Origin of the sequence: Clostridioides sp. ES-S-0006-03, assembly GCF_020662275.1 — a bacterium.
In the GTDB taxonomy this organism is placed as follows: domain Bacteria; phylum Bacillota; class Clostridia; order Peptostreptococcales; family Peptostreptococcaceae; genus Clostridioides.
Window position 1 is genome coordinate 152,948 of sequence record NZ_JADGMM010000001.1, and the last position, 22,913, is coordinate 175,860.

22 protein-coding genes are annotated in these 22,913 nt (G+C 28.7%); all 22 read left to right on the forward strand.

Going from position 1 to position 22,913, the window contains the following annotated elements; translation table 11 throughout:
- The first annotated feature begins 55 nt into the window (after positions 1-55).
- The 22 genes from dapF (at position 56) to IR151_RS00765 (ending at position 22,881) form a co-directional block, all read left to right on the forward strand.
- Complete coding sequence (dapF, locus tag IR151_RS00660) at positions 56-886, forward strand: diaminopimelate epimerase (protein WP_227432468.1); 831 nt, start codon at positions 56-58, stop codon at positions 884-886.
- Positions 887-889: 3 nt separating this feature from the next.
- Positions 890-1,771 carry a YicC/YloC family endoribonuclease gene (locus IR151_RS00665; protein WP_227432469.1) on the forward strand — a complete coding sequence of 294 codons (882 nt, stop codon included), beginning with the start codon at positions 890-892 and terminating at the stop codon, positions 1,769-1,771.
- Positions 1,772-1,800: 29 nt separating this feature from the next.
- Positions 1,801-2,418, forward strand: coding sequence for a guanylate kinase (gene gmk, locus IR151_RS00670; protein WP_227432470.1), 618 nt, complete (start codon positions 1,801-1,803; stop codon positions 2,416-2,418).
- 2 nt (positions 2,419-2,420) lie between these two features.
- Positions 2,421-2,687 carry a DNA-directed RNA polymerase subunit omega gene (rpoZ, locus tag IR151_RS00675; protein WP_227432471.1) on the forward strand — a complete coding sequence of 89 codons (267 nt, stop codon included), beginning with the start codon at positions 2,421-2,423 and terminating at the stop codon, positions 2,685-2,687.
- A gap of 4 nt (positions 2,688-2,691) precedes the next feature.
- Complete coding sequence (coaBC, locus tag IR151_RS00680; protein WP_227432472.1) at positions 2,692-3,891, forward strand: bifunctional phosphopantothenoylcysteine decarboxylase/phosphopantothenate--cysteine ligase CoaBC; 1,200 nt, start codon at positions 2,692-2,694, stop codon at positions 3,889-3,891.
- A gap of 280 nt (positions 3,892-4,171) precedes the next feature.
- A complete protein-coding gene (gene priA, locus IR151_RS00685) occupies positions 4,172-6,661 on the forward strand; it encodes a primosomal protein N' (RefSeq protein ID WP_227432473.1) in 2,490 nt (829 codons plus the stop codon).
- A 17-nt stretch (positions 6,662-6,678) separates the two neighbouring features.
- Positions 6,679-7,119, forward strand: coding sequence for a peptide deformylase (def, locus tag IR151_RS00690; RefSeq protein ID WP_227432474.1), 441 nt, complete (start codon positions 6,679-6,681; stop codon positions 7,117-7,119).
- Positions 7,120-7,133: 14 nt separating this feature from the next.
- Complete coding sequence (gene fmt, locus IR151_RS00695) at positions 7,134-8,063, forward strand: methionyl-tRNA formyltransferase (RefSeq protein ID WP_227432475.1); 930 nt, start codon at positions 7,134-7,136, stop codon at positions 8,061-8,063.
- 9 nt (positions 8,064-8,072) lie between these two features.
- Entirely contained in the window at positions 8,073-8,825 is a 753-nt protein-coding gene (locus IR151_RS00700; protein ID WP_227432476.1) for a DUF116 domain-containing protein, read from the forward strand.
- 69 nt (positions 8,826-8,894) lie between these two features.
- Positions 8,895-9,596 carry a zinc metallopeptidase gene (locus tag IR151_RS00705; RefSeq protein ID WP_227432477.1) on the forward strand — a complete coding sequence of 234 codons (702 nt, stop codon included), beginning with the start codon at positions 8,895-8,897 and terminating at the stop codon, positions 9,594-9,596.
- 61 nt (positions 9,597-9,657) lie between these two features.
- Positions 9,658-10,983 (forward strand): 16S rRNA (cytosine(967)-C(5))-methyltransferase RsmB, encoded by a 1,326-nt coding sequence (gene rsmB, locus IR151_RS00710; RefSeq protein ID WP_227432478.1) that lies wholly within the window; start codon positions 9,658-9,660, stop codon positions 10,981-10,983.
- An 8-nt stretch (positions 10,984-10,991) separates the two neighbouring features.
- Positions 10,992-12,023, forward strand: a complete 1,032-nt coding sequence (gene rlmN / locus IR151_RS00715) for a 23S rRNA (adenine(2503)-C(2))-methyltransferase RlmN (protein ID WP_227432479.1) — start codon at positions 10,992-10,994, stop codon at positions 12,021-12,023.
- A gap of 19 nt (positions 12,024-12,042) precedes the next feature.
- Entirely contained in the window at positions 12,043-12,795 is a 753-nt protein-coding gene (locus IR151_RS00720; protein WP_227432480.1) for a Stp1/IreP family PP2C-type Ser/Thr phosphatase, read from the forward strand.
- 16 nt (positions 12,796-12,811) lie between these two features.
- Positions 12,812-14,818, forward strand: a complete 2,007-nt coding sequence (gene pknB, locus IR151_RS00725; RefSeq protein ID WP_227432481.1) for a Stk1 family PASTA domain-containing Ser/Thr kinase — start codon at positions 12,812-12,814, stop codon at positions 14,816-14,818.
- A 107-nt stretch (positions 14,819-14,925) separates the two neighbouring features.
- A complete protein-coding gene (gene ymfI / locus IR151_RS00730; protein WP_227432482.1) occupies positions 14,926-15,669 on the forward strand; it encodes an elongation factor P 5-aminopentanone reductase in 744 nt (247 codons plus the stop codon).
- Positions 15,670-15,765: 96 nt separating this feature from the next.
- On the forward strand, positions 15,766-16,650 hold the full coding sequence (rsgA, locus tag IR151_RS00735) for a ribosome small subunit-dependent GTPase A (RefSeq protein ID WP_227432483.1): 885 nt from the start codon (positions 15,766-15,768) through the stop codon (positions 16,648-16,650).
- A gap of 4 nt (positions 16,651-16,654) precedes the next feature.
- Positions 16,655-17,326, forward strand: coding sequence for a ribulose-phosphate 3-epimerase (gene rpe / locus IR151_RS00740; protein WP_227432484.1), 672 nt, complete (start codon positions 16,655-16,657; stop codon positions 17,324-17,326).
- An 8-nt stretch (positions 17,327-17,334) separates the two neighbouring features.
- On the forward strand, positions 17,335-17,976 hold the full coding sequence (locus tag IR151_RS00745) for a thiamine diphosphokinase (protein WP_227432485.1): 642 nt from the start codon (positions 17,335-17,337) through the stop codon (positions 17,974-17,976).
- A gap of 130 nt (positions 17,977-18,106) precedes the next feature.
- A complete protein-coding gene (locus IR151_RS00750) occupies positions 18,107-18,736 on the forward strand; it encodes an HAD family hydrolase (RefSeq protein ID WP_227432486.1) in 630 nt (209 codons plus the stop codon).
- 56 nt (positions 18,737-18,792) lie between these two features.
- On the forward strand, positions 18,793-19,449 hold the full coding sequence (locus IR151_RS00755; protein WP_227432487.1) for a nitroreductase family protein: 657 nt from the start codon (positions 18,793-18,795) through the stop codon (positions 19,447-19,449).
- A gap of 401 nt (positions 19,450-19,850) precedes the next feature.
- Positions 19,851-20,567 (forward strand): response regulator transcription factor, encoded by a 717-nt coding sequence (locus tag IR151_RS00760; RefSeq protein ID WP_227432488.1) that lies wholly within the window; start codon positions 19,851-19,853, stop codon positions 20,565-20,567.
- The gene (locus IR151_RS00765; RefSeq protein WP_227432489.1) at positions 20,539-22,881 is read left to right on the forward strand and encodes a sensor histidine kinase; all 2,343 of its coding nucleotides are present in this window, start codon (positions 20,539-20,541) and stop codon (positions 22,879-22,881) included. Before IR151_RS00760 ends, IR151_RS00765 begins: the two co-directional genes overlap by 29 nt.
- Positions 22,882-22,913: the final 32 nt, after the last annotated feature.

The window sequence follows — 22,913 nt, forward strand, 5'->3', positions numbered from 1 at the left end:
GGAATTTTTTTATGTTATAATAGTTTAAGTGTTAATTTACAAAGGAGCGATACTTATGAAATTTTGGAAACTACATGGAATAGGCAATGATTTTATTGCAATAGATGGAAGATTTGACCAAATAGATTCATCAAATTATACTGTTTTAGCAAAAAAAGTATGCCATAGAAGATTTTCTGTAGGTGCGGATGGGTTACTAGTTGTAAAAAATTCAGAAATTGCAGATGTAGAAATGGTGTATTATAATTCTGATGGTTCAAGAGCAGCTATGTGTGGAAATGGACTTAGATGTTTTTGTAAGTTTGTTTATGATAATGGCATAGTTAAAAAAGAAAACTTTACAGTAGATACACTAGATGGTGTAAAAAATATAAAAATAAACAATATAAATGGAGAAATAAATACTATAAAAGTTAATATGGGAAAAGGAAGTTTTTTAGCTAAAGATGTTCCTGTGTTAACTGACGAAGAACGTTTTGTGCAAGAAAATATAAAAGTTTTAGATAAAGAGTTTAAGATTACATCTATGTTGATGGGGGTTCCTCACACTGTGGTTATAGTGGATGAATTAAATGTAGATGAAGTTTGTAAATATGGAAAAGAGATTGAAAATAATAAAATATTTCCGAAAAAAACGAATGTAAATTTTGTAAAAGTAGAAGATAAGTATAATATACATGTCTATACTTGGGAAAGAGGTTGTGGATATACTTTAGGATGTGGAACAGGTATGACTGCATCAGCAATAGTATGTAATTTACTTGATATGGTAGAAAATAGTGTAAATGTGACTTCTCAAGGTGGAACAGTACGAATAGATATAGGAGAGTTTTCTTATATGACAGGTCCAGCAGTAAAAATATGTGAAGGTGTTTTGGAGGTTTAGGTAATGGCTATAAGTATGACTGGTTTTGGAAGAGGAGAATACAAAGACGACAACTATTATTTTTTAGTAGAATGTAAAACAATAAATCATAAATATTCAGATATAAATATACGTCTTCCAAGAAAAATTTCATTTTTAGAGGATAAAGTTAGAAATTTAGTAAAAAACTATGTAAAAAGAGGAAGAGTTGATTTATACATAAAATTTGACTTATTAGGCAAAGAAGATGTAAACTTAAATTTTGATGAAGGATTAGCATCTCAATATATAGATATCTTAAAGGAAATAAAAGACAAATTTGATATTATAGATGATATTAGTGTTATGAATGTTGCAAGATTTACTGATATTATAAAAATAGAAGAAAAAGATGAAGATGAAGATTTATTATGGTCGATGTTAAATCAAGCTGTAGAAGATGCAATGATAAAACTAAGAGAAATGAGAAGTGAAGAAGGTAAAAAATTAGCTGAAGATATTACCATGAGATGTGACTTATTAAAAAATCATATAGAAGAAATTGAAAAATATTCAAGTAGTGTTGTAGAAGACTATAGAGAAAAACTAAATTCAAGAATAAGTGAAATGCTAGAAGACCCAAGTATAATAGATGAAAATAGGTTAGCACAAGAAGTTGCAATATATGCAGATAAAAGTAGTATAACAGAAGAGATAGTTAGGTTTAAAAGTCATATTGGTCAGCTTAAAAAAACTATATTTAAAGACGATTCTATAGGTAGAAAAATTGATTTCTTAATACAGGAGATGAACAGAGAAACTAATACAATAGGTTCAAAATCATCTGATATAAATATAACTAATTTAGTAGTAGAAGTGAAAAGTGAGTTAGAAAAAATAAGAGAACAAATACAAAACATAGAGTAAGAATACAATATTAGAAGGGGAATATTTAAATGTTTACAAAAAAAGGATTATTGCTAGTTGTATCAGGTCCATCAGGTGCAGGAAAAGGTACTATTTGCAAAGAATTACTTAGAGAGAATGATACAATAAAACTTTCTGTATCAGCTACTACAAGAAAACCAAGAGCAGGAGAAGTTGATGGAGTAAATTATTTCTTCATAAGTAAAGAAAAGTTTGAAGATATGATAGGAAAAGGTGAGTTTTTGGAGTATGCTCAAATTTATGATAATTTTTATGGAACTCCAAAAGCAGCAATAATGGAATGTTTAGAAAAAGGACAGGATGTGCTACTAGAAATTGAAATGCAAGGAGCAAAACAAATAAAAGAGGTTTGTCCAGAAGGAGTATTTATATTTGTATTACCTCCATCACTTGAAGAGTTAAAAAATAGAATTGTTGGAAGAGGTACAGAGACAGAAGAAGAAATAGAAAAGAGATTTAGTTGTGCATATGAAGAAATAAAAATGATTAAGGATTATGATTATTTTATATTTAATGAAGATGTGAAAACATCTGCTAAAGAAATAGAAGGTATAATATCATCTGAAAAGAATAAAGTTAGCAGATATAAAAATATTATAATAGAGAAATTTAAGGAGGAATTATAATTATGTTAAAACCATCTATCAATGAGGTACTAGAAAAAATAGACAACAGATATTACTTAGTAGGGACTGTTTCAAAGAGAGCAAGAAAGTTAATTGATGGAGACGAACCATATGTTCCAAACAAAGCTAAGGAAAAACCTGTATGTGTAGCTACTAAGGAAGTTGCAAGTGGAAAAATAACATATAGATTATTGACAGAAGAAGAAATAGAGATAGAAGAAGCTAGACACTACGCTGAGCAACATCAACAAATTTCAGAAGAGGAGTAAGGTCATGCTAAAAAATAAGACTGTTGTAATTGGCATAAGCGGCGGAATAGCTGCATACAAGGCTTGTGATGTTGTAAGTAAATTAAAAAAATTAAATGCAAATATCCATGTTATAATGACAAAATCAGCAACAGAATTTGTTAGACCACTTACACTTCAATCACTAAGTCAAAATTATGTAGTAGAAGATATGTTTGAAGAACCAAAATCTTGGGAAGTTGAACATATATCATTAGCAAAAAAGGCAGATTTGTTTCTAATAGTACCAGCAAGTGCAAATGTTATAGGAAAAATTGCAAATGGTATAGCTGATGATATGTTAACAACTACTGTTATGGCAACAAAAGCACAAGTTTTAATAGCACCAGCTATGAATACTAATATGTATGAAAATCCAATTGTCCAAAAAAATATAAAAACTTTAGAGGAATTTGGATATAAATTTATAGAACCAGAAAGTGGAAGACTTGCATGTGGAGATATTGGAGCAGGAAAACTAGCTAAATCAGATTTAATAGTAGAGGCAGTTTTAGCCAATCTTACGAAAGAGCAAGATTTGAAAGGTCAAAGTATAATAGTTACAGCTGGACCAACTGTAGAAAGTATAGACCCAGTAAGATATTTAACTAATAGGTCTTCTGGTAAAATGGGATATTCTGTAGCTAAAGAGGCTATATCTAGAGGTGCTGATGTAACATTAATATCAGGTCCTACAAATCTCTCTATTCCACAAAACCTTAAAAAATTTGTACAAATAGAATCAGCACAAGATTTGTATGAGGCAGTAGTATCAAATTTAAAAGAAAATAAAATAGTAATTCAAAGTGCAGCAGTTGCAGATTATAAGCCAAAAACTTATTCTGACAAAAAAATTAAAAAGAATAATGATGATTTATCAATAGAATTAAGTAGGAATTATGACATTGCTTATGAAATAGGAAAAATAAAGGAAGATAGGATATTAGTTGGATTTGCTGCTGAAACTAATGACTTAATAGAACATGCCAAAGGAAAAATTGAAAAGAAAAATTTAGATTTTATTGTGGCAAATGATTTAACTAAAGAGGGAGCTGGCTTTAGAACTGATACTAATATTGTAAAAATAATAGATACAGAAGGAAATATTACTGAGTACCCTAAAATGAAAAAGGAAGAAGTAGCTAATGTTATATTAAATAAGATTAAAGTGTTACTTGAGAAATAAGAACTTTTTTAAATATGATATTTGTGTATTTTATCACAGCTAAAGTGGCTGAAAGCTGCAATTTACTTTTAGCGAGTAAAAACTCGCAAATGTCAGTTAAATTGTGGTTTTCAGCATTTATTTTGCTGTAAAGTATAAAATATGATTAATAGTTAATTATTAAGATATATCTAATATTAGTAATAACTTGAAACTTTTTAGATATGCTGAGATTTTTTTGATATGTTATGAAATGTGTTAAAATATGAGCAGTAGATTAATTTTAAGTAGGAGTTTTACAATGAAAAAATATGCAAAGGTAATAGTTAGAAGCAATACTATATACACAGACAATTTATTTACATATCAAATTCCTGTATTTTTAGAGGAAGTTATAAGTGTTGGGCATAGAATATTAGTGCCATTTGGAAGAGGTAATAAACCAACAGAAGCCTTTGTATTTCAACTTACAAATAATTTAGATGAAAAAATAAAGACTAAAGAAATCATAGATATATTAGATGAAAATCCAATATTTAGAGAAGAAGATTTAGAGTTGGTTTACTGGATGAAAAATAGATATTTGTGTACTTATATAGAGTGTATAAATTTGATATATCCAAAAGGATATAAACTAAATAATTACAAAGTAGTTTTACTAGGTGAAAAGCTAAATGGATTAAGTGAGACTGAATTATATGAAAAGATATCAAAGCTGAGTGATAAAAATAGAGAGATAGTAGAAAAAGTAGTTGGTAGTAAAGGAAAAATTAAGGTTGATAAGTTAAAATATATAGCGAATCTAAATAATTATCTATATACAATGAATAAAAATGGAATTATAAAATTATGTTGGGAATACAAAAATCATAAAAATGAGAAGAAAGTATGCTATGTATCTTTGAGTTTAGAAAATGATAAAATTGATGATTATATAGAACAAAATAAAATAAGCATAGGAAGCAAGCAAAAAGAGATATTAAATTTTCTTAAAAATAATGAAAATGTAGAGATAAATGATTTATTGGATTTATTAAATGCTTCAAAGCAGAGTATAAACTCTTTGAGTAAGAAAGAGTTAATAACTTTAGAATTTAAAGATTATTATAGAGAGCCAAAAAGTATTTACAAATCTATATCAAAAAGTATAAAATTAAACAATGAGCAACAACAAGCGGTTGATGAGATAAATTCAAGTATGTTTATAGATGATAAAAAGCCATATTTAATTCATGGTATAACTGGAAGTGGAAAGACTGAAGTTTATATGGAAATAATAGAATTTGCATTAAGCCAAGGTTTAGATAGTATATTTTTGGTTCCTGAGATAGCATTAACTCCCCAAACGATAGATAGATTAAAGAGTAGGTTTGGCGATTTAGTTGGAGTGTTTCACAGTAAACTATCTGAAGGAGAAAAACACGACGTTTATAAAGCTGTTAAAGCTGGCAAGATAAGAGTTTTAATTGGTGCTAGGTCAGCACTATTTGCTCCTTTTAATTCTTTAGGATTGATAATAATTGATGAATTTCATGAGTCATCATATAAGTCTGAAAAAAATCCTAAGTTTAACGCTATAGAAGTAGCTAGATTTATGGCATTAAAAAATAATCTAACTCTTATTTTAGGTTCAGCGACACCTTCAATTGAAGAGTATTATAGAGCAAAAACTGGTGAATATAAACTTATAAATATAAAAAATAGAGCAAACAATAAACCACTTCCAAATATTGAAGTTGTAGATATGAAAGATGAATTAGATATAGGTAATAGAAGTATATTTAGTTTAAAACTTCAAAGAGAAATTAGTTGTGCGATTGAAGAAAATAGTCAGGTAATACTATTTTTAAATAGAAGAGGTTATGCAAATTTTGTATCATGTAGAAAGTGTGGCTATGTGTTTCAATGTGAAAATTGCGATATATCTTTGACATATCATAAAAAAAGTAATATTGGAAGATGCCATTATTGTGGATATGAAAGAGAAATTCCAAAAGAATGCCCAGAATGTGGAAGTAATTATGTTAAGCCATTTGGAGTAGGAACTCAAAAAATTGAGGAAGAGTTAAAATGTATTTTTCCAAATATAAAAACTTTGAGAATGGATAAAGATACAACATCAAAAAAGGGTTCATTAGAGGAAATACTAAATAAGTTCAAAGATAAAGAAGCAGATGTATTGATAGGAACTCAGATGTTAAGTAAAGGATTGGATTTTGATAATGTAACTTTAGTAGGTATTTTGTCAGCAGACATGATACTAAATTTTCCTGATTTTAAAAGTTTTGAAACAACCTTTCAGTTGATAACTCAAGTTTCTGGAAGGGCAGGAAGAGCAGACAAAGAAGGTAAAGTAGTACTTCAAACATATGATACTGAGCATTATGCTATTAAGCATGCCATAGAGTATAATTATGAAGGTTTTTATGAAGATGAGATAAAGATAAGAAAGGCATTTGGATATTCTCCTTTTAATAACATGTTAAGCGTAGTTGTTAGTGGTGAAGATGAAAGATTAGTTATAAAAAATATAAAAAATATGCATGCATCTTTGATTTATTTATTAGAAAAAAGGGGTATAAACGACTTAGGGTTTATATTAGGACCCAATCCATGCTCAATATCAAAAATAAATCAAAATTATAGATGGCAAATACTCTTTAAAGATGAAAATATTGAAATTAATCTCTTAAAGGGTATAATAAAATATATATGTATAACAAAACGAGATTTGATATTTAATAAGAATATTAATGTATCTATAGATATTAATCCAAATAGTGTATTATAAATTTAGGAGGAAGTGTAATGGCTTTAAGACAAATAGTTCAAATAGGAGAACCAGTACTAAGAAAGAAATCAAAAAAAGTTGAAAAAATTGATGCAAAAATAATACAATTGTTAGACGATATGGCAGAAACTATGTATGATGCAGATGGTGTTGGACTAGCTGCACCTCAAGTTGGAATTTTAAAAAGAGTTGTAGTAATTGATATTGGAGAAGAACTTATAGAACTTATAAACCCAGAAATAATAGAAACATCTGGAGAACAAATAGATGATGAAGGTTGTTTAAGTGTTGTTGGAGAATCTGGAGAGGTTAAAAGACCAAACTATGTAAAAGTTAGAGCTTTAAATAGAAATGGAGAAACAATAGAGCTAGAAGGGGAAGAACTTTTAGCTAGAGCGTTTTGTCATGAAATAGACCATCTAGAGGGAATACTGTTTGTTGATAAAATAGAAAAATAGTAGGGGTTGATTTGATGAAAATAGTATTTATGGGAACTCCTGATATAGCAGTTCCTTGTTTACAAAAAATAATAGATGAAAAGTATGAAATACTAGGAGTTGTAACTCAGCCAGATAAACCAAAAGGAAGAGGTAAAAAACTTGGCATGAGTCCAGTAAAAGAACTTGCAATTGAAAATAATATACCTGTATATCAACCAATTAAAGCTAGAGACAAAGATTTTATAGATACAATGAAATCTTTAAAGCCAGATGTAATGGTAGTTGTAGCTTTTGGGCAAATACTTCCAAAAGAAATATTAGAAATTCCTAAGTTTGGATGTATAAATGTCCATGTTTCTTTACTTCCAAAATATAGAGGTGCGGCGCCTATAAATTGGGTAATAATCAATGGCGAAGAAAAAACTGGTGTTACAACTATGTATATGGATGAAGGGTTAGACACTGGAGATATGATATTAAAGACAGAAGTAAATCTTGATGAAAATATAACAGCAGGAGAACTTCATGATAAAATGATGAATATAGGAGCAGAAACTTTAAAAGAAACATTAAAGTTGATAGAAGCAGGAACTGCTCCAAGAGAAGTACAAAATCATGAGGAATTTTCTTATGCACCAATAATGAATAAATCACTAGGTAATATAGACTTTTCAAAAAATGCTAAGGAAATACACAATCTAGTTAGAGGTGTAAATCCATGGCCAAGTGCTTATACTACTTATAATGGTGTAACGATGAAAATCTGGAAAACTAAAGTATTAGAGGAAGAAAGTAACAAAGAAGCAGGTACAATAATTGAGGTAAATAAAGATGGCATAAAAGTAAGTACTAAAGATAAGGTGCTTTTAATTGAAGAAATTCAGATGCCAAATAAAAAGAGAATGCTAGTTGGAGAATATATAAAAGGAAATACTATAGAAATTGGTGTAGTATTGAGTTAGGTGAAAAGTATGACAGATATAAAAAAGTATTTAACAAGTGTTGGTATCTTAGTCTTAATATTAGGGATTTTAATGGGAGTTGCAAACTTTTTTATAATTAGTTTGACTCAAATATTTTCCTTAGGAATAAATGCTGTAGTAATATCACTAATACTTATAATACTATGCTCAACAATAGTTACGTATAGAGTAATTAAAGGAAAAAATGTTAACTCAAATATAATGAAAATAAATTTTAAAATTGTTAGTGTATTATTTCCCATTATATCTTTTATTGCATCATCATTTGGTATGTCAAAAAGTGAAATTAGAAGAATATATATAAAATTAAATAATGAATATATATACAGTAATAAATATAATTTTAATCCAGAGGATATAATAATTTTAATACCTCATTGTATTCAAGAGAATAGTTGCAAACTAAAAGTTACTAATGATATAGATAATTGTAAAAAATGTGGAAAATGCAATATAGGAGAATTAGCTGAGCTAAATAAAAGTGTTAAAGTAAAAGTATTTGTAGCTACAGGAGGGACTCTAGCTAGAAAAATTATAATTGACAATAAACCTAAAGCTGTTATAGCTGTTGCATGTGAGAGAGATTTAACATCTGGAATACAAGATATAAAAAAAATTCCTGTTTTAGGAGTATTTAATAAAAGACCTAATGGACCTTGTATAAATACTAATGTAGACATAGTAGATATTGAAAAAGCTATAAGCTTTTTAACAGGAAAAGAGATATTAGCTTGTAATTAAACTGTTTTTAAGTTATGTGAATATTAAAGAGGATGTATAATAAAAATATATTTTAGGAGAGTGTTATTTATGTACCCTGTATATGGCGGCTTTTGGGGATTTGACCCAACGATGATTATATTAATTCCAGCTATATTATTCACTGCATATGCTCAATTTAAAGTGAGCTCAACAACAAATAAGTATTTAAGAGTAAATACACGTAGAGGATATACTGGAGAACAGACAGCAAGAAGAGTACTTGATTCAAATGGTTTGTATGATGTAAGGATAGAAATGGTTAGAGGTCATTTAAGTGACCACTATGACCCAAGAAGAAAAACTGTAAGATTATCAGAAGATGTATATTATGGAACATCAATAACTTCTGTTGCAGTAGCTGCACATGAATGTGGTCATGCAATGCAACATGCTAAAGGTTATGCACCTCTTCAAATAAGAAGTAGTTTGGTGCCAGTAGTAAACTTTGCTTCAAGTATTTCTTGGTTTTTAATATTTCTAGGATTTATTATGGCTGGACCATTTCTAAAAATTGGGATACTATTGTTTTCAGCTTCAGTACTATTCCAAATAATAACATTGCCTGTAGAATTTAATGCTTCTAGTAGAGCAATTGTTCAACTTGGAAATCTAGGTATTATAGATGAGGGTGAGGTAAGACAAAGTAGAAAAGTGCTTTCAGCAGCAGCTTTAACATATGTTGCAGCAGCACTAGTTTCAATACTTCAATTACTTAGATTGTTACTAATAGCTCAAAGAAGAGATGACTAAAAATAAAGTGGGTTGTTTAGAAACAACCCTTTTTTATGTTTAATAAAAGGGAGAAATTTATATGGATGCAAGAGAAATTGGATTTAAAGTATTATGTGATATAGAGAAAAATAATAACTATTCAAATATTGCAATAAATAAGCATTTTAAAAACTTAGAAATAAGCGATATGGATAGAGGACTTGCAACAGAGTTAATCTATGGAGTAGTAGAAAATAAATATTACTTAGATTATATAATTAATAAACTTTCAAAAATAAAAGTAAAAAAAATGTCAACTTATGTTAAAATCTTTTTAAGAATGGGAACATATCAAATTTTATTTTTAAATAGTATATCAGATTATGCAGCAGTTAATGAAACTGTTAAGTTATCTAAAAAATATGATAAAAAATCTTCTGGTTTTATAAATGCTATTCTTAGAAATGAAATAAGAAATAAAGATACTATAATGGACATAACTGAGGAAGATAGTGTAAAATACTTATCTATAAAGTATTCTTATAACTCTTGGATTATAAAAAATTGGATAGAAAATTTTGGACAAGAATTTACTGAAGATTTATTAGAAGCAAACAATGAAAAACCTAGTATTTATATAAGAACAAATACACTTAAAATTAGCAGAGAAGAGCTTATTGAAAAATTAAATGAAAAGGGTATTATGTGTTTGAAAGTCCCTATGGTGGAAGAAGCTATAAAAGTCGAAAAATTAAAAAATATAGAAAATAATGAGTTATTTAAGGCTGGTTTATTTACAATTCAAGATATAAGTTCTATGATAGTAGGGAAAGTAATTAATCCAAAGGAAGATTCATTGATTTTGGATGTATGTAGTGCTCCTGGTGGAAAATCTACTCACTTAGCCACTTTAATGAATAATACAGGTCAAGTAATAGCTAGAGATATTTTTGAGCATAAACTAAAGCTTATAAAAGCTACTGTAAATAGACTTGGTCTAAAAAATGTATGTGTAGAAGGATTTGATGCTTCTGAAATTGATGAAAATAGCATAAATAAATTTGATTATGTTTTAGCAGATGTTCCTTGTTCTGGTCTTGGTATAATAAGACGTAAACCAGAAATTAAATATAAGAAAGAAGAAGAGTTGGAAGATATTACTTCTATACAAAAGAAAATATTAGAAAATGCATCAAAGTATGTTAAAATTGGAGGAACTTTAGTCTATAGTACATGTACAGTTCAAGATATGGAAAACATAAATATAATTACTTCTTTTATTGAAGAATATAATAATTTTGAATTGACTCCAATTGACACAGTAAACGTAGATTTAGACAATCAAGATAAAGGATATTTAAAAATATATCCTAATATTCATGGTATAGATGGGTTTTTTATAGCAAAATTAAAGAGAATAAGGTAGTGAATAGAATGGAAGAGAAAAAAATAGTATTAAAAAACTTTACTGAAGATGAACTCAAGGAATTTATGAAAACTATAGATGAAAAACCTTTTAGAGGGAGCCAAATATTTTCTTGGATATACAAAGGTGCAAAAACTTTTGATGACATGAATAATATACCAAAAAGTTTGAGAAATAAATTAGAAGAAGTTTCATGTATAGGTCATATAGATATAGAATTAAAGTTAGAATCTAAGGTAGATGGCACAAAAAAATATTTGTTTTTATTAGATGATGGAAATATAATAGAAACTGTGATGATGGATTATGACAGTAGGGTCACTGTTTGTGTTTCTAATCAAGTAGGTTGTAGAATGGGATGTAACTTCTGTGCATCTACAATGGATGGATTGATTAGAAACTTAGAACCATGGGAGATTTTAGACCAAGTTATTAAAATTCAAGAAGATACTGGAAAAAGAGTATCAAATCTTGTCTTAATGGGAAGTGGTGAGCCACTTGACAATTTTGAAAATACAAAACAATTTTTAAAAATAATTAATGAAAAAAATGGTCTTAATATAGGGTATAGACATATAACTCTTTCAACTTGTGGGATAGTGCCTAAAATGTACGAGTTGGCTGATTTGAAAATAGCTATAAATTTGGCTTTATCACTTCATTCACCATATGATGAAGAAAGAAGAAAGATTATGCCTGTAGCAAATGCATATTCTATTAAAGAAATACTAGATGCCTGTAGATATTATATAAAAAAGACAAATAGAAGGGTTACATTTGAATACTCTCTTATAAAGGGTGTAAATGACTCAGAAAATGAAGCAAAGGCATTAGCAAAGCTTTTAAAAGGTATGCTATGCCATGTAAATTTAATACCAATAAATAAGGTTGAAGAAAGAGAATATGAAAAGCCAGACAAGGCATTTATTTATAAGTTTAGAGATAGTTTAGAGAAAAATAATATACCTGCTACAGTTAGAATGTCTATGGGTTCTGATATTAGTGGAGCTTGTGGCCAATTGAGAAGAAAATACAAGTAATATGTAAGGAGGAAGTCGTATGGTTTATAGTTGTGCCTCCCATATAGGAAAAGTAAGAAAAAACAATGAAGACTATTGTGAGGGAGAAGTTATAGATACAGAACATGGTCCAATAGGAATATTTGCCATAGCTGATGGAATGGGTGGACATAAAAAGGGGGAAGTCGCCAGTAAGTTAGCAGTAGAAAATATAATTGATTTTCTAAAAGAAAACTTATTACAGCATGATAATGTAAAAATAGACTATATAGATGATATACTAAAACAGGCTTATAATAATGTAAACTCAATTGTGCACAAGAAATCTATGGAAGATATAGCATTTGAAGGAATGGGAACTACATTAGTTACAGCTATAGTGTATAATAATGTCTTATATGTGGCAAATGTTGGAGATAGCAGATGTTATTTGTTAACAGATGAAAAATTTGATAAAATAACTATAGACCATTCTGTGGTTGAAGAACTTATGATGGCTCATGTTATTACAGAAGAAGAAGCGAGAAGACATCCACAGAGAAATAGAATAACTAGAGCAATTGGAACAGATGATATGGTTGTTGTAGATATTTTTAAGAAGGAAATCAAAAAAAGTGATATAATACTTCTTGCAACAGATGGATTAACTGGGTTTATTTATGACGAAGATATAAGAAGTTTAATATTAGATTACGAATATGAGAGAATTAGTGATATAAGTGATGAATTGATAAGCATGGCCAATGATGTTTCTGGTAAAGATAATGTTTCGGTGATAGTAATAAAAGTATAATTAGGACGGTGATATTGTGGGAGATACAATTTTAGGAAATCGATATGAAATCATCAGGAAGATTGGTGATGGAGGAATGGCCTTTGTATATGAGGCTAAAGACAGATTATTAAACAGGACTGTTGCACTTAAAGTACTCAGACCTGAATTTGTAGATGACGATGAATTTTTAACAAAATTTAAAAGAGAAGCAGAAGCAGTAGCAAGCCTTTCACATCCAAATATAGTAAATGTATATGATGTTGGGGAAGATGGAAAAGTTCACTACATTGTAATGGAATTTGTAGATGGAAAAAATTTGAAGGAAATTATACAGGATGAAGGGATATTAGACGAATATACCGCACTGGATATAACAAAACAAATAGCTATGGCACTTAGTGCTGCACATAAAAAGGGGATTATACATAGAGATATAAAACCTCATAATATTCTCATATCCAATGAAGGAAGAGTAGTAAAAGTAGCTGATTTTGGTATAGCCAAAGCTGTCTCAAATTCAACTATGACTAATATTGGTAGTATAATAGGCTCAGTACACTATTTTTCACCAGAGCAAGCTAAAGGAAAGTTTGTAACTAATAATGCAGATTTGTATTCTTTAGGTATAGTTTTATATGAAATGCTGATAGGAAAAGTACCATTTAGAGGAGATAGCCCAATTTCTATAGCACTTCAACATATCAATGATGATATAGATTTTACATCAGAAGAAAAAGTTAGGATTCCTCAAAGTGTAAGAACTACAATAAAAAAGCTTACAGAAAAATCTAGTGCAGATAGATACCAAACTGCTGAAGAGTTAATAGAAGATATAGATTATATAGAAAAAAATATTGACTTAGATTTTATAAAGGAATACGATGATTTTGCAACGAAGAAAATTGATGAAAAAGAGATTAATAAAGCTGTAAATCCAGTACTTGCAAAGCCAGTTCCGGAAAAAGTAGTTAAACCTATAGAAGTTGCTGATTTAGATGAAGATGAAGATTATTATGATGATTTTTATGAAGAAGAAGATGAAGACGATGAAGATGAGGAAGAGATAATGAGAGCTAAAAAGAATCAAAAGCCTAAGAATACTCAAAGTAAGAGGGCTAAGAAAAAGAAGAAAAAACAAGAAAGTCCTAAAGCTAGAAAAAGACTAAAAGTAGTCGCGGCAGTTTTGATAGTAATCTTATGTGCACAAGTATTCTTAGCATATAAATTTTTATTTGCTGGAGGATTTGGTAGTAAAGATTTAACTGTTCCTAATCTTGTGAATATGACATTAGAGGAAGCACAGAGTGCAGTTGAAAAAGAAGGATTGTCCTTAAGTGTAAAAAGTGAAGAGTATAGCAGTGAGGTAGATAAAAATTGTATAATATCGCAGACACCTGAAGGTGGAAGTACAAATATTAAAAAAGGTGACACCATAAATGTCGTTGTAAGTAAAGGTGCAAACGAAGCTTCAGTTCCCAATGTAGTAGGTATTACTTTAACTAATGCAAAAAAAATTATAGAGGAAAATAAATTGAAAGTTGGAACTGTCAAGTATGAGTATAGTTCAGTATATAAAGAAGGTACAGTTTTAAGTCAGAGCCCTAGTTCTGGTTCATCAAGTGTTCAAGAAGGTGATGAAATAGACCTATATGTTAGCAAAGGCTCAGAGAAATCAAATACGCCAACACCAACAACACCAAATAAGACTCCAACAACACCAGATGAGAATGATACAACAACACCTGGTTCAAACTCAGGAAATAGTGGAGGAAGCTCAGGAGGTTCAAACTCAGGAAATAGTGGAGGAAGTTCAGGAGGTTCAAACTCAGGAACTAACGGAGGAAATTCAGGAAATAGTGGAGGAAACTCTGGAAATAGTGGAGATAATTCAGGAAATAGTGGAGGAAACTCCGGAAATAATGGAGATAATTCAGGAGACTCAAACTCCGGAAATAGTGGAGATAACTCAGGAGGTTCAAACTCAGGAAATACTGGAGAAACTCCATCAGGAACTGGTGGAAATATTGGTAAATCAGAATAAATAGTAGCTAAAAATAAAAAGCTGTCCTTTTATAGAAATTATTTTCTTTAAAGGGGCAGTTTGTTTTGTATAAAATATTAGATTAATTATAAGGGAGATAAATATTTATGAATAAAAACAATAAAACAGTTTTGGTAACAGGAGGCTCTAGAGGAATTGGAAGAGCAATATCTAAAATATTTGCAAAAGATGGGTATAATGTATTAATAAACTTTAATAAATCAGAAAATGAGGCTAAAGAATTATATACTGTATTAAACGAAAAGGGTTTTTCTGTAAAATTATTTAAAGCTAATATTTCAAATAGAGAAGAAGTCGAAAATATGATAGATTATTGTATAAAGGAGTTTGGAGGATTAGATGTACTTATAAATAATGCTGGTATAAGCCAAGATAAGTTATTTACAGATATAACTGATGAAGATTGGGATAATATGATGAATATTAACTTGAAAGGAAGTTTTTATTGTTCACAAATTGCTTTAAAATACATGATATCAGAAAAAAAAGGAAACATAATTAATATATCTTCAATTTGGGGTATATCAGGTGCTTCTTGTGAAGTACATTATTCTGTATCAAAAGCAGGTATAATAGGAATGACAAAGGCATTAGCTAAAGAAGTTGCTCCATCAAATATTCGAGTAAATAGCATAGCACCAGGAGTTATTAATACAGATATGTTATCTGAATATAATGAAGATGAGATAGATGTTCTTGTAGAGGAAACTCCTTTAATGAGATTAGGAACACCAGAAGATATAGCAAATTGTGCTATTTTTTTAGCATCTGATAAATCAAGTTTTATTACTGGTCAGGTAATTAGCCCAAACGGAGGATTTGTTATTTAAAAAAAATGTGGTATTATATAAAAATAGGAAAGAATAACACTATATACTACTCATAAACAGTATAGGTTTATATAATTTTATAAAGGGAGGTATTTGATGCTAGAAGGAAAAATTATAAAAGGGATTAGTGGATTTTATTATGTAGATACAGAAAAAGGTCTTTATGAATGTAAGGCTAGAGGTATATTTAGAAAGCAAAAAGTAACACCTTTAGTTGGTGACAGAGTTAAAATAAGTGTTGTTGATGAAGATGAAAAAAAGGGAATTGTGGAAGAAATAGATAGTAGAGACACAGAACTTATAAGACCACCTATAGCAAATGTAGATAAGGCACTAATAGTATTTGCAATAAAAAATCCTAAACCAAACTTATCTCTTTTAGATAGATTTATAGTTTTGGCAGAAAAAGAAAATTTAGAAACTGTAATAATCCTTACAAAAGCAGATTTAGATGATGATAACATATTAGAGCATGTTAAAAAGATATACGAGCTTAGTGGATATAAGGTTATTCCTGTAAGTAATGTCACTAAGTTAAATATAGATAAAGTAAAAGATGAATTAAAAGAAAATGTAGTAGTATTTGCAGGACCGTCTGGAGTTGGAAAATCGAGTTTATTAAATGAAATAGATGAAAATTTTCAACTGCAAACAGGTGTAGTAAGTGATAAAATAAAAAGAGGAAAACATACCACTCGTCATGCTGAACTTTTAAAGTTGGAGTTTGGTGGAATGGTTGCAGATACACCAGGTTTTAGTTCACTTGCACTTGAAGACATAGAAGAAGTTGAACTTAAAGATTATTTTATAGAATTTGATAAATTTAATGATTGTAAGTTTGGTTCAAAATGTATTCATGAAAATGAACCTAATTGTGCTATAAAAGAAGCTGTTGCAAATGGAGAAATATCTAAAGAAAGATATGATAGTTATATACAGCTACTAAATGAAATAAGACAAAATAACAGTAGGAGGTATTAGAAACATGATTAAATTAGCACCATCAATATTATCAGCAGATTTTGCAAAATTATTAGAGGATGTAAGAAAAGTGGAAAGTGCAGGATGTGAATATCTTCATATCGATGTAATGGATGGACATTTTGTACCAAATATCACACTAGGACCACTTGTAGTTAAAAGTTTAAAAAAAGAGAATATAAATATGGTATTTGATGCTCATCTAATGATAGAGAATCCAGACCAATATATTGAAGAGTTCGTAAAAGCAGGATGTGATATAATAACTGTTCATCAGGAAGCTTGTACACATCTACATAGAACTATACAAAATATAAAATCACATGGAATAAAGGCAGGTGTAGTGCTTAATCCAGCAACACCAATAGATACTATTAAACATGTACTATCTGATTTAGATATGGTGCTTTTAATGTCTGTTAATCCTGGATTTGGAGGACAATCATTCATACCTTGTGTGTTAGATAAAATTAAAGAATTAAAAACACTTATAGATAGTAAAGGATTAAATATTGATATAGAAGTTGATGGTGGTATAAGTCCTAAAAATGTGGCTGAAGTTGTGCAAGCAGGAGCTAACGTAATAGTAGCAGGCTCTGCAATATTTGGAAGTGATGACATTCAAGAAACAGTTAATTTATTTAGAAAGAATGCTTCTCTTGAAGAATTAGTTTAGACTTAGGTATGAAAATCTGTATTGTTTTAAATGGTGAAATTGAAGATTATAAAATTACAAGAGATATTATACTTAAAGAATGTTATGACTGCATAATATGTGCAGATGGAGGAGCAAATCACACCTACAAAATGGATATAATACCAGATTATATCTTGGGAGATTTAGATTCAGTAGAAGAAGACAAGATAAATTTCTATAGAAATCAAGGTGTTAAATTTGAAAAATTTCCATCTAAAAAGGATGAAACTGATACAGAACTATGTCTTTTTTTAGCTAAAACTCTTAAAGCTAACCATATTGATTTTTTTGGTGCTTTAGGTGGGAGAATTGACCATACCCTTGCAAATATAAAGCTATTATATTATTTAAAAGAAGATGGCATATATTCTAGGATACTCTCAGATAAAGAAGAGATGTATATAGTTGAAAATGAAGAATTTACCTTGTTTGGAAACAAAGGAGATACTATTTCTGTAATAGCTGTAAAAGGAGATGCTAAAGGAGTAACACTTACTGGCTTGGAATATCCTTTGGATGATTATTATATGAAGTATTCAGTACCTATTGGAATATCCAATGTTATGTTAGGGAATTCTTGTAAAATTAAAGTAGAGCAGGGATGTGTACTTGTAATTAGAAATTTATAAAAATGGACTTTAATAATTGATTTTATATTACAGAGCAGATACAATCAAGTAAAATATATTTATAATTGTATCTGCTTTTTAATATATAATTATAAATAAATAATAATTTTTGACGCAAGGGGGATTTTTTGTGATAGACAGTATTATTTTTGATTTAGATGGAACTCTATGGGATTCAACTGAAGGAGTATGTAAGGTATGGCAAGAGGTCTTAGATAAACGTGAGGATATAGGTTTAAATGTTACAGTAGAATTATTTAGAAGTGTTATGGGCCTTTCATTTGATGAAATAGCAAAGCGTTTCTTTCCAGATTTAGATGAAGAAGAAAGAATGAATATATTAGATGAATGTTCTGCAAGAGAATGTGATTACTTATCTGAATATGGAGGCAAATTATTTGAAGACATAGAAAATACTCTTGGAGAATTATCTAAAAAATATAAATTATTTATAGTAAGTAATTGTCAAAAAGGATATATAGAATCTTTTTTAAAAGCACATAAGCTAGAAAATTACTTTATAGATTTTGAGTGTCCTGGAAATACTGGATTGCATAAAGGTGAAAATAATAAACTCATAATTGATAGAAATAAACTAACTAATCCAATCTATATTGGAGATACTCAAGGGGATGCAAATAGTGCTAAATTTGCTGGGATTCCTTTTGTATATGCAAAATATGGTTTTGGAAATGTGGATGAGTATGATTATTCTATAGAGTCATTTAAAGATTTGTTAGAACATGATATATTAAAATAAGGGAAGTTTAAAGTTTGTTTTTAAATTAAAAAAATAATCTACAGGGGGACTTAAAAATGGAATTACAAGATACTATTTACAAAAGACAAAGTGTAAGAAAATTTAAAGAACAAGATGTTTTAGATGAAGATATTTTGAAAATGGTAAAAGCAGCAGGGGCAGCTCCATCAGGTAAAAACATTCAAAACTGGCATTTTGTAGTTATAAAGCGTCGTGATTTAATGGAAAAGATAGCAGATGTGATAACTAAAAAACAACAAGAAATACTTGTAGAGATGGACAAAGTATCAGTAGAAAAAGCTAATAGATTTAGAAAATTTGTGCCAAACTTTACTTTATTTTATTTAAAAGCTCCAGTTTTGGTATTAGTTTTTACAAAGGTATACAACCCATCAGGCTATTATGAGTTAGAACTTATAAATGCACCTAAAGAGACTATAGATAAGTTATTTATAAGAAATCCAGGCATGCAAAGTTTAGGAGCAGCAATTGAAAACTTTACATTATCAGCAATTGAACTTGGGTATGGTTCTTGTTGGTTGACAAGTCAAAACTATGCAGCAGATGAGATAGAATCTGTTTTAGAGGCAGAAACAGGGTTTGAAAAAGGCGAATACTTCTTAGGTGCAATGTTAGCACTTGGAGTACCAGAAGACAACTTAAGAAGTCCATCTAAAAAACCAGTGGAAGACATATGTACATTTATAAAATAAAAACAAGAATTTTTATAAAAAGTAAATAAACTAAAAATAAGTATGCAAAAACTAAAAAGTAGATTTTATTGATATTAAATTTATGTTTCAGGTTGTTGATTTAATTAATACAATAATGCCTACTTTTTTTGTGTATATTAAAACAAGTAAATTTAAATCTTTAGAAAATCTTTAGAAAAGTATATATAATATCTTAAGTTTTTAGCTTTAATATTAGATATATAAATAAAGTAAAACAGTATTGAAGTTAAATTAAAGGGAGGGTTCTAAAATGGACATCAAAGATAAATAATTAGAATAGACCACTATAAATTTATAAAAAAATGGAAAAACTTCTATCATATTGTATAATCATATATGTAAAGGTAGTTTATAAATTAATTGATATAAAGGAGATTAAAATGAATTCATATAATATTTTGGTGGTAGAAGATGAAAAGGAAATAGCAGATGCTATAGAAATATACCTTTTAAATCAAGGGTATAATGTTTTTAAAGGTTACAATGGATTGGAAGGTCTTAAAATTATAGAAAGCCAAGAAATACACTTAGCTATAGTTGATATAATGATGCCTCAAATGGATGGAATAACGCTTACAATGAAACTTAGAGAAAATCATAATTTTCCAGTGATAATGTTATCTGCAAAATCAGAAGAAGTTGATAAAATAATGGGGCTTAACATCGGAGCGGATGATTATGTAACAAAACCTTTTAAGCCATTAGAGTTATTGGCTAGAGTTAATTCGCAACTTAGAAGATATACTAAGTATCTAAATATGATAAAAAATAAAGAAGAAAGTTCAGAAAATAATGAAGGTATATTTGTAATAGGTGGATTAGAATTAAATGAAAATACAAAAGAAGTCAGTATTGATGGAAATTATATAAAAACAACTCCTATAGAATTTAAGATATTAAGTTTACTTATGAGAAATGCAGGAAGGGTTTTTTCTGCAGACGAAATATATGAAAGAGTTTGGAATGAAAATGCTGTAAACACAGATACAGTTATGGTACATGTTAGAAATATAAGGGAGAAGATAGAAATTGACCCAAAAAATCCAAAATATTTAAAGGTGGTGTGGGGTGTTGGATATAAAATCGAAAAAATTTAAGGAAAAATATATAATCAGTGTGATAGTCTTTATACTTATGTTATCAGCATCATTAGGTATGATTAGCCAATATTCGACTATACAGTCAGCTGCTAAAGGTGGAGCTAAAAATCCATTTGAGCAAGAAGGATTTGTAGATAGCATATATAAAGGAAGTTATGTTTTAGACCACAATATGAAAGAAGAACAAGAAGGTAAGATGATACAACCTTCGAAGCTTTTTTTAAGTGAAGAAACTATAAATTATATAAAAAATACTAGTAAAGAGAAAAGCGCATATGAAGGTTCAGAAACCTATTACACTGATGAGAGTATTAATGCAGATTTTAATGAAAAATTTGATGAATGGGAATCTTTTATTGATAATTCAAGTAAAAACTTAAAATACTATTTAGTTGATAAAGAAAATAACTTTGAGCTTTTTAATGAGAATAAAGAGTTAAAAGCACTGGATACAACAAAAAATGACACTTCAAAAGAGGAATCTGATAAAAAGCAGCCTCAAGAGACAACTATGAATGATGAGGAAAGACAAGAAAAGATTAAAAATATAAAAGCAAATTATAGGTTTTACCTTGTGATGAATTTTGATAAAGATGGAAAAGTAAATATTGTAGACTCTTATGGAGTAGACCAAAAGATTATCAGCCAAATGTTATTATCTAAATCTAGAGAAGATTTGATGGAGACAGATTTAGATGGAAATTCAATCTCATATAAATTATCTCCAATAAAAAATAAAACATTGGTATATGCGGTACCTAAAGTAATAAGCCAAGATAATTCATATAGCTCATATAATAATTATGGGATGATTTATAGTAGTGATGATATAAGTAGATATATAAATAATGTAGAGAATAATTCTTATTATGAAATTTCTGCAATGATTATAAAAATCATAATATCTATAGTTGTAATTGTAGCTGTAGCATTTCCATATAGAAAATCTAAAGAGTTATTAGGGTTTGAGATAATCACAAGAATACCGTTAGAGTTACTTTTTATTGCTATTGTTATTATACAGAGTATCGTAGCTTTATATCCTACTGATATAATAAGTAACACATTGAATGGAAATTATGTCGAGTATCTAATAAAAAATGATATAAGTGGTAAAATGGCAAATATATTAGTAAGCTCAATGAATTTAATTTATTGGTTTGTAATCTTCTCAATAATATTTGTATTTATAGTACTTTTAAAACATATTCTAAACGTTGGAATAAAAGAGTACTTTGTAAAAAATACTTTGACAGGGATGTTTTTAAAATGGTTTAAAAAATCAAGTAAAGTAGTTATTAATCAAGTTAGAATGACAAATTTAAAAGAAAAGCCAAATAAAACTATAGCTATAATTTTAGCAGTAAACTTATTAATTATAGTTATAATGTGTAGTATGTGGTTCTTTGGAATAATACTTGCATTAATTTACTCAATAGTTTTATTTAAGGTATTGTCAGATTACTCTAAGAAAACAATACGTGAATACAATCAACTTTTAGATGTTACAAAGAAAATTTCAGATGGAAATTTAGAAGCAAATATGGAAGATGATTTAGGGTTCTTTAATCCTATTAAAGATGAGCTTGGAAATATTCAATCTGGATTTAAAAAAGCTGTAGATGAAGAAGTTAAAAGTCAAAAAATGAAAACAGAGCTTATATCAAATGTGTCACATGACTTAAAAACACCTTTGACATCTATAATCACTTATATAGATTTACTAAAGGATGAAAATATAACAGATGAAAATCGTAAAATGTATATTGATACATTGGATAGAAAGTCACAAAGACTACAACACTTAATAGAAGATTTATTTGAAGTGAGCAAAGTAAATAGTGGAGATGTACACTTAAACATAGTAAATGTAGATATTATATCTCTAATGAAACAGACATTACTAGAATTAGATGATAAGATAGCAGAGTCATCACTGAAAATAAAAAATAATTTTTCTAGCGAAAAAATAATATTACCATTAGATAGTCAACGTACATTTAGAGTATTTGAGAATCTTATAATAAATATAAGTAAATATGCAATGCCAAATTCAAGAGTATATATTGATATTTTAGAAACAGATAGACAAGTAAATATCATGCTTAGAAACATGTCAGCAACTGAAATTGATTTTAGTGTAGATGATATTATGGAGAGATTTGTAAGAGGAGATAAGTCACGTAATACAGAAGGCTCTGGACTTGGTCTAGCAATAGCAAAAAGTTTTGTAGAGCTACAAGGTGGTAAAATGAAGATAGATATAGATGGAGATTTATTTAAAGTTACAATTACTTTTAATAAAAATTAAGTTAGATTTTTATCACAGATTATAACTATATA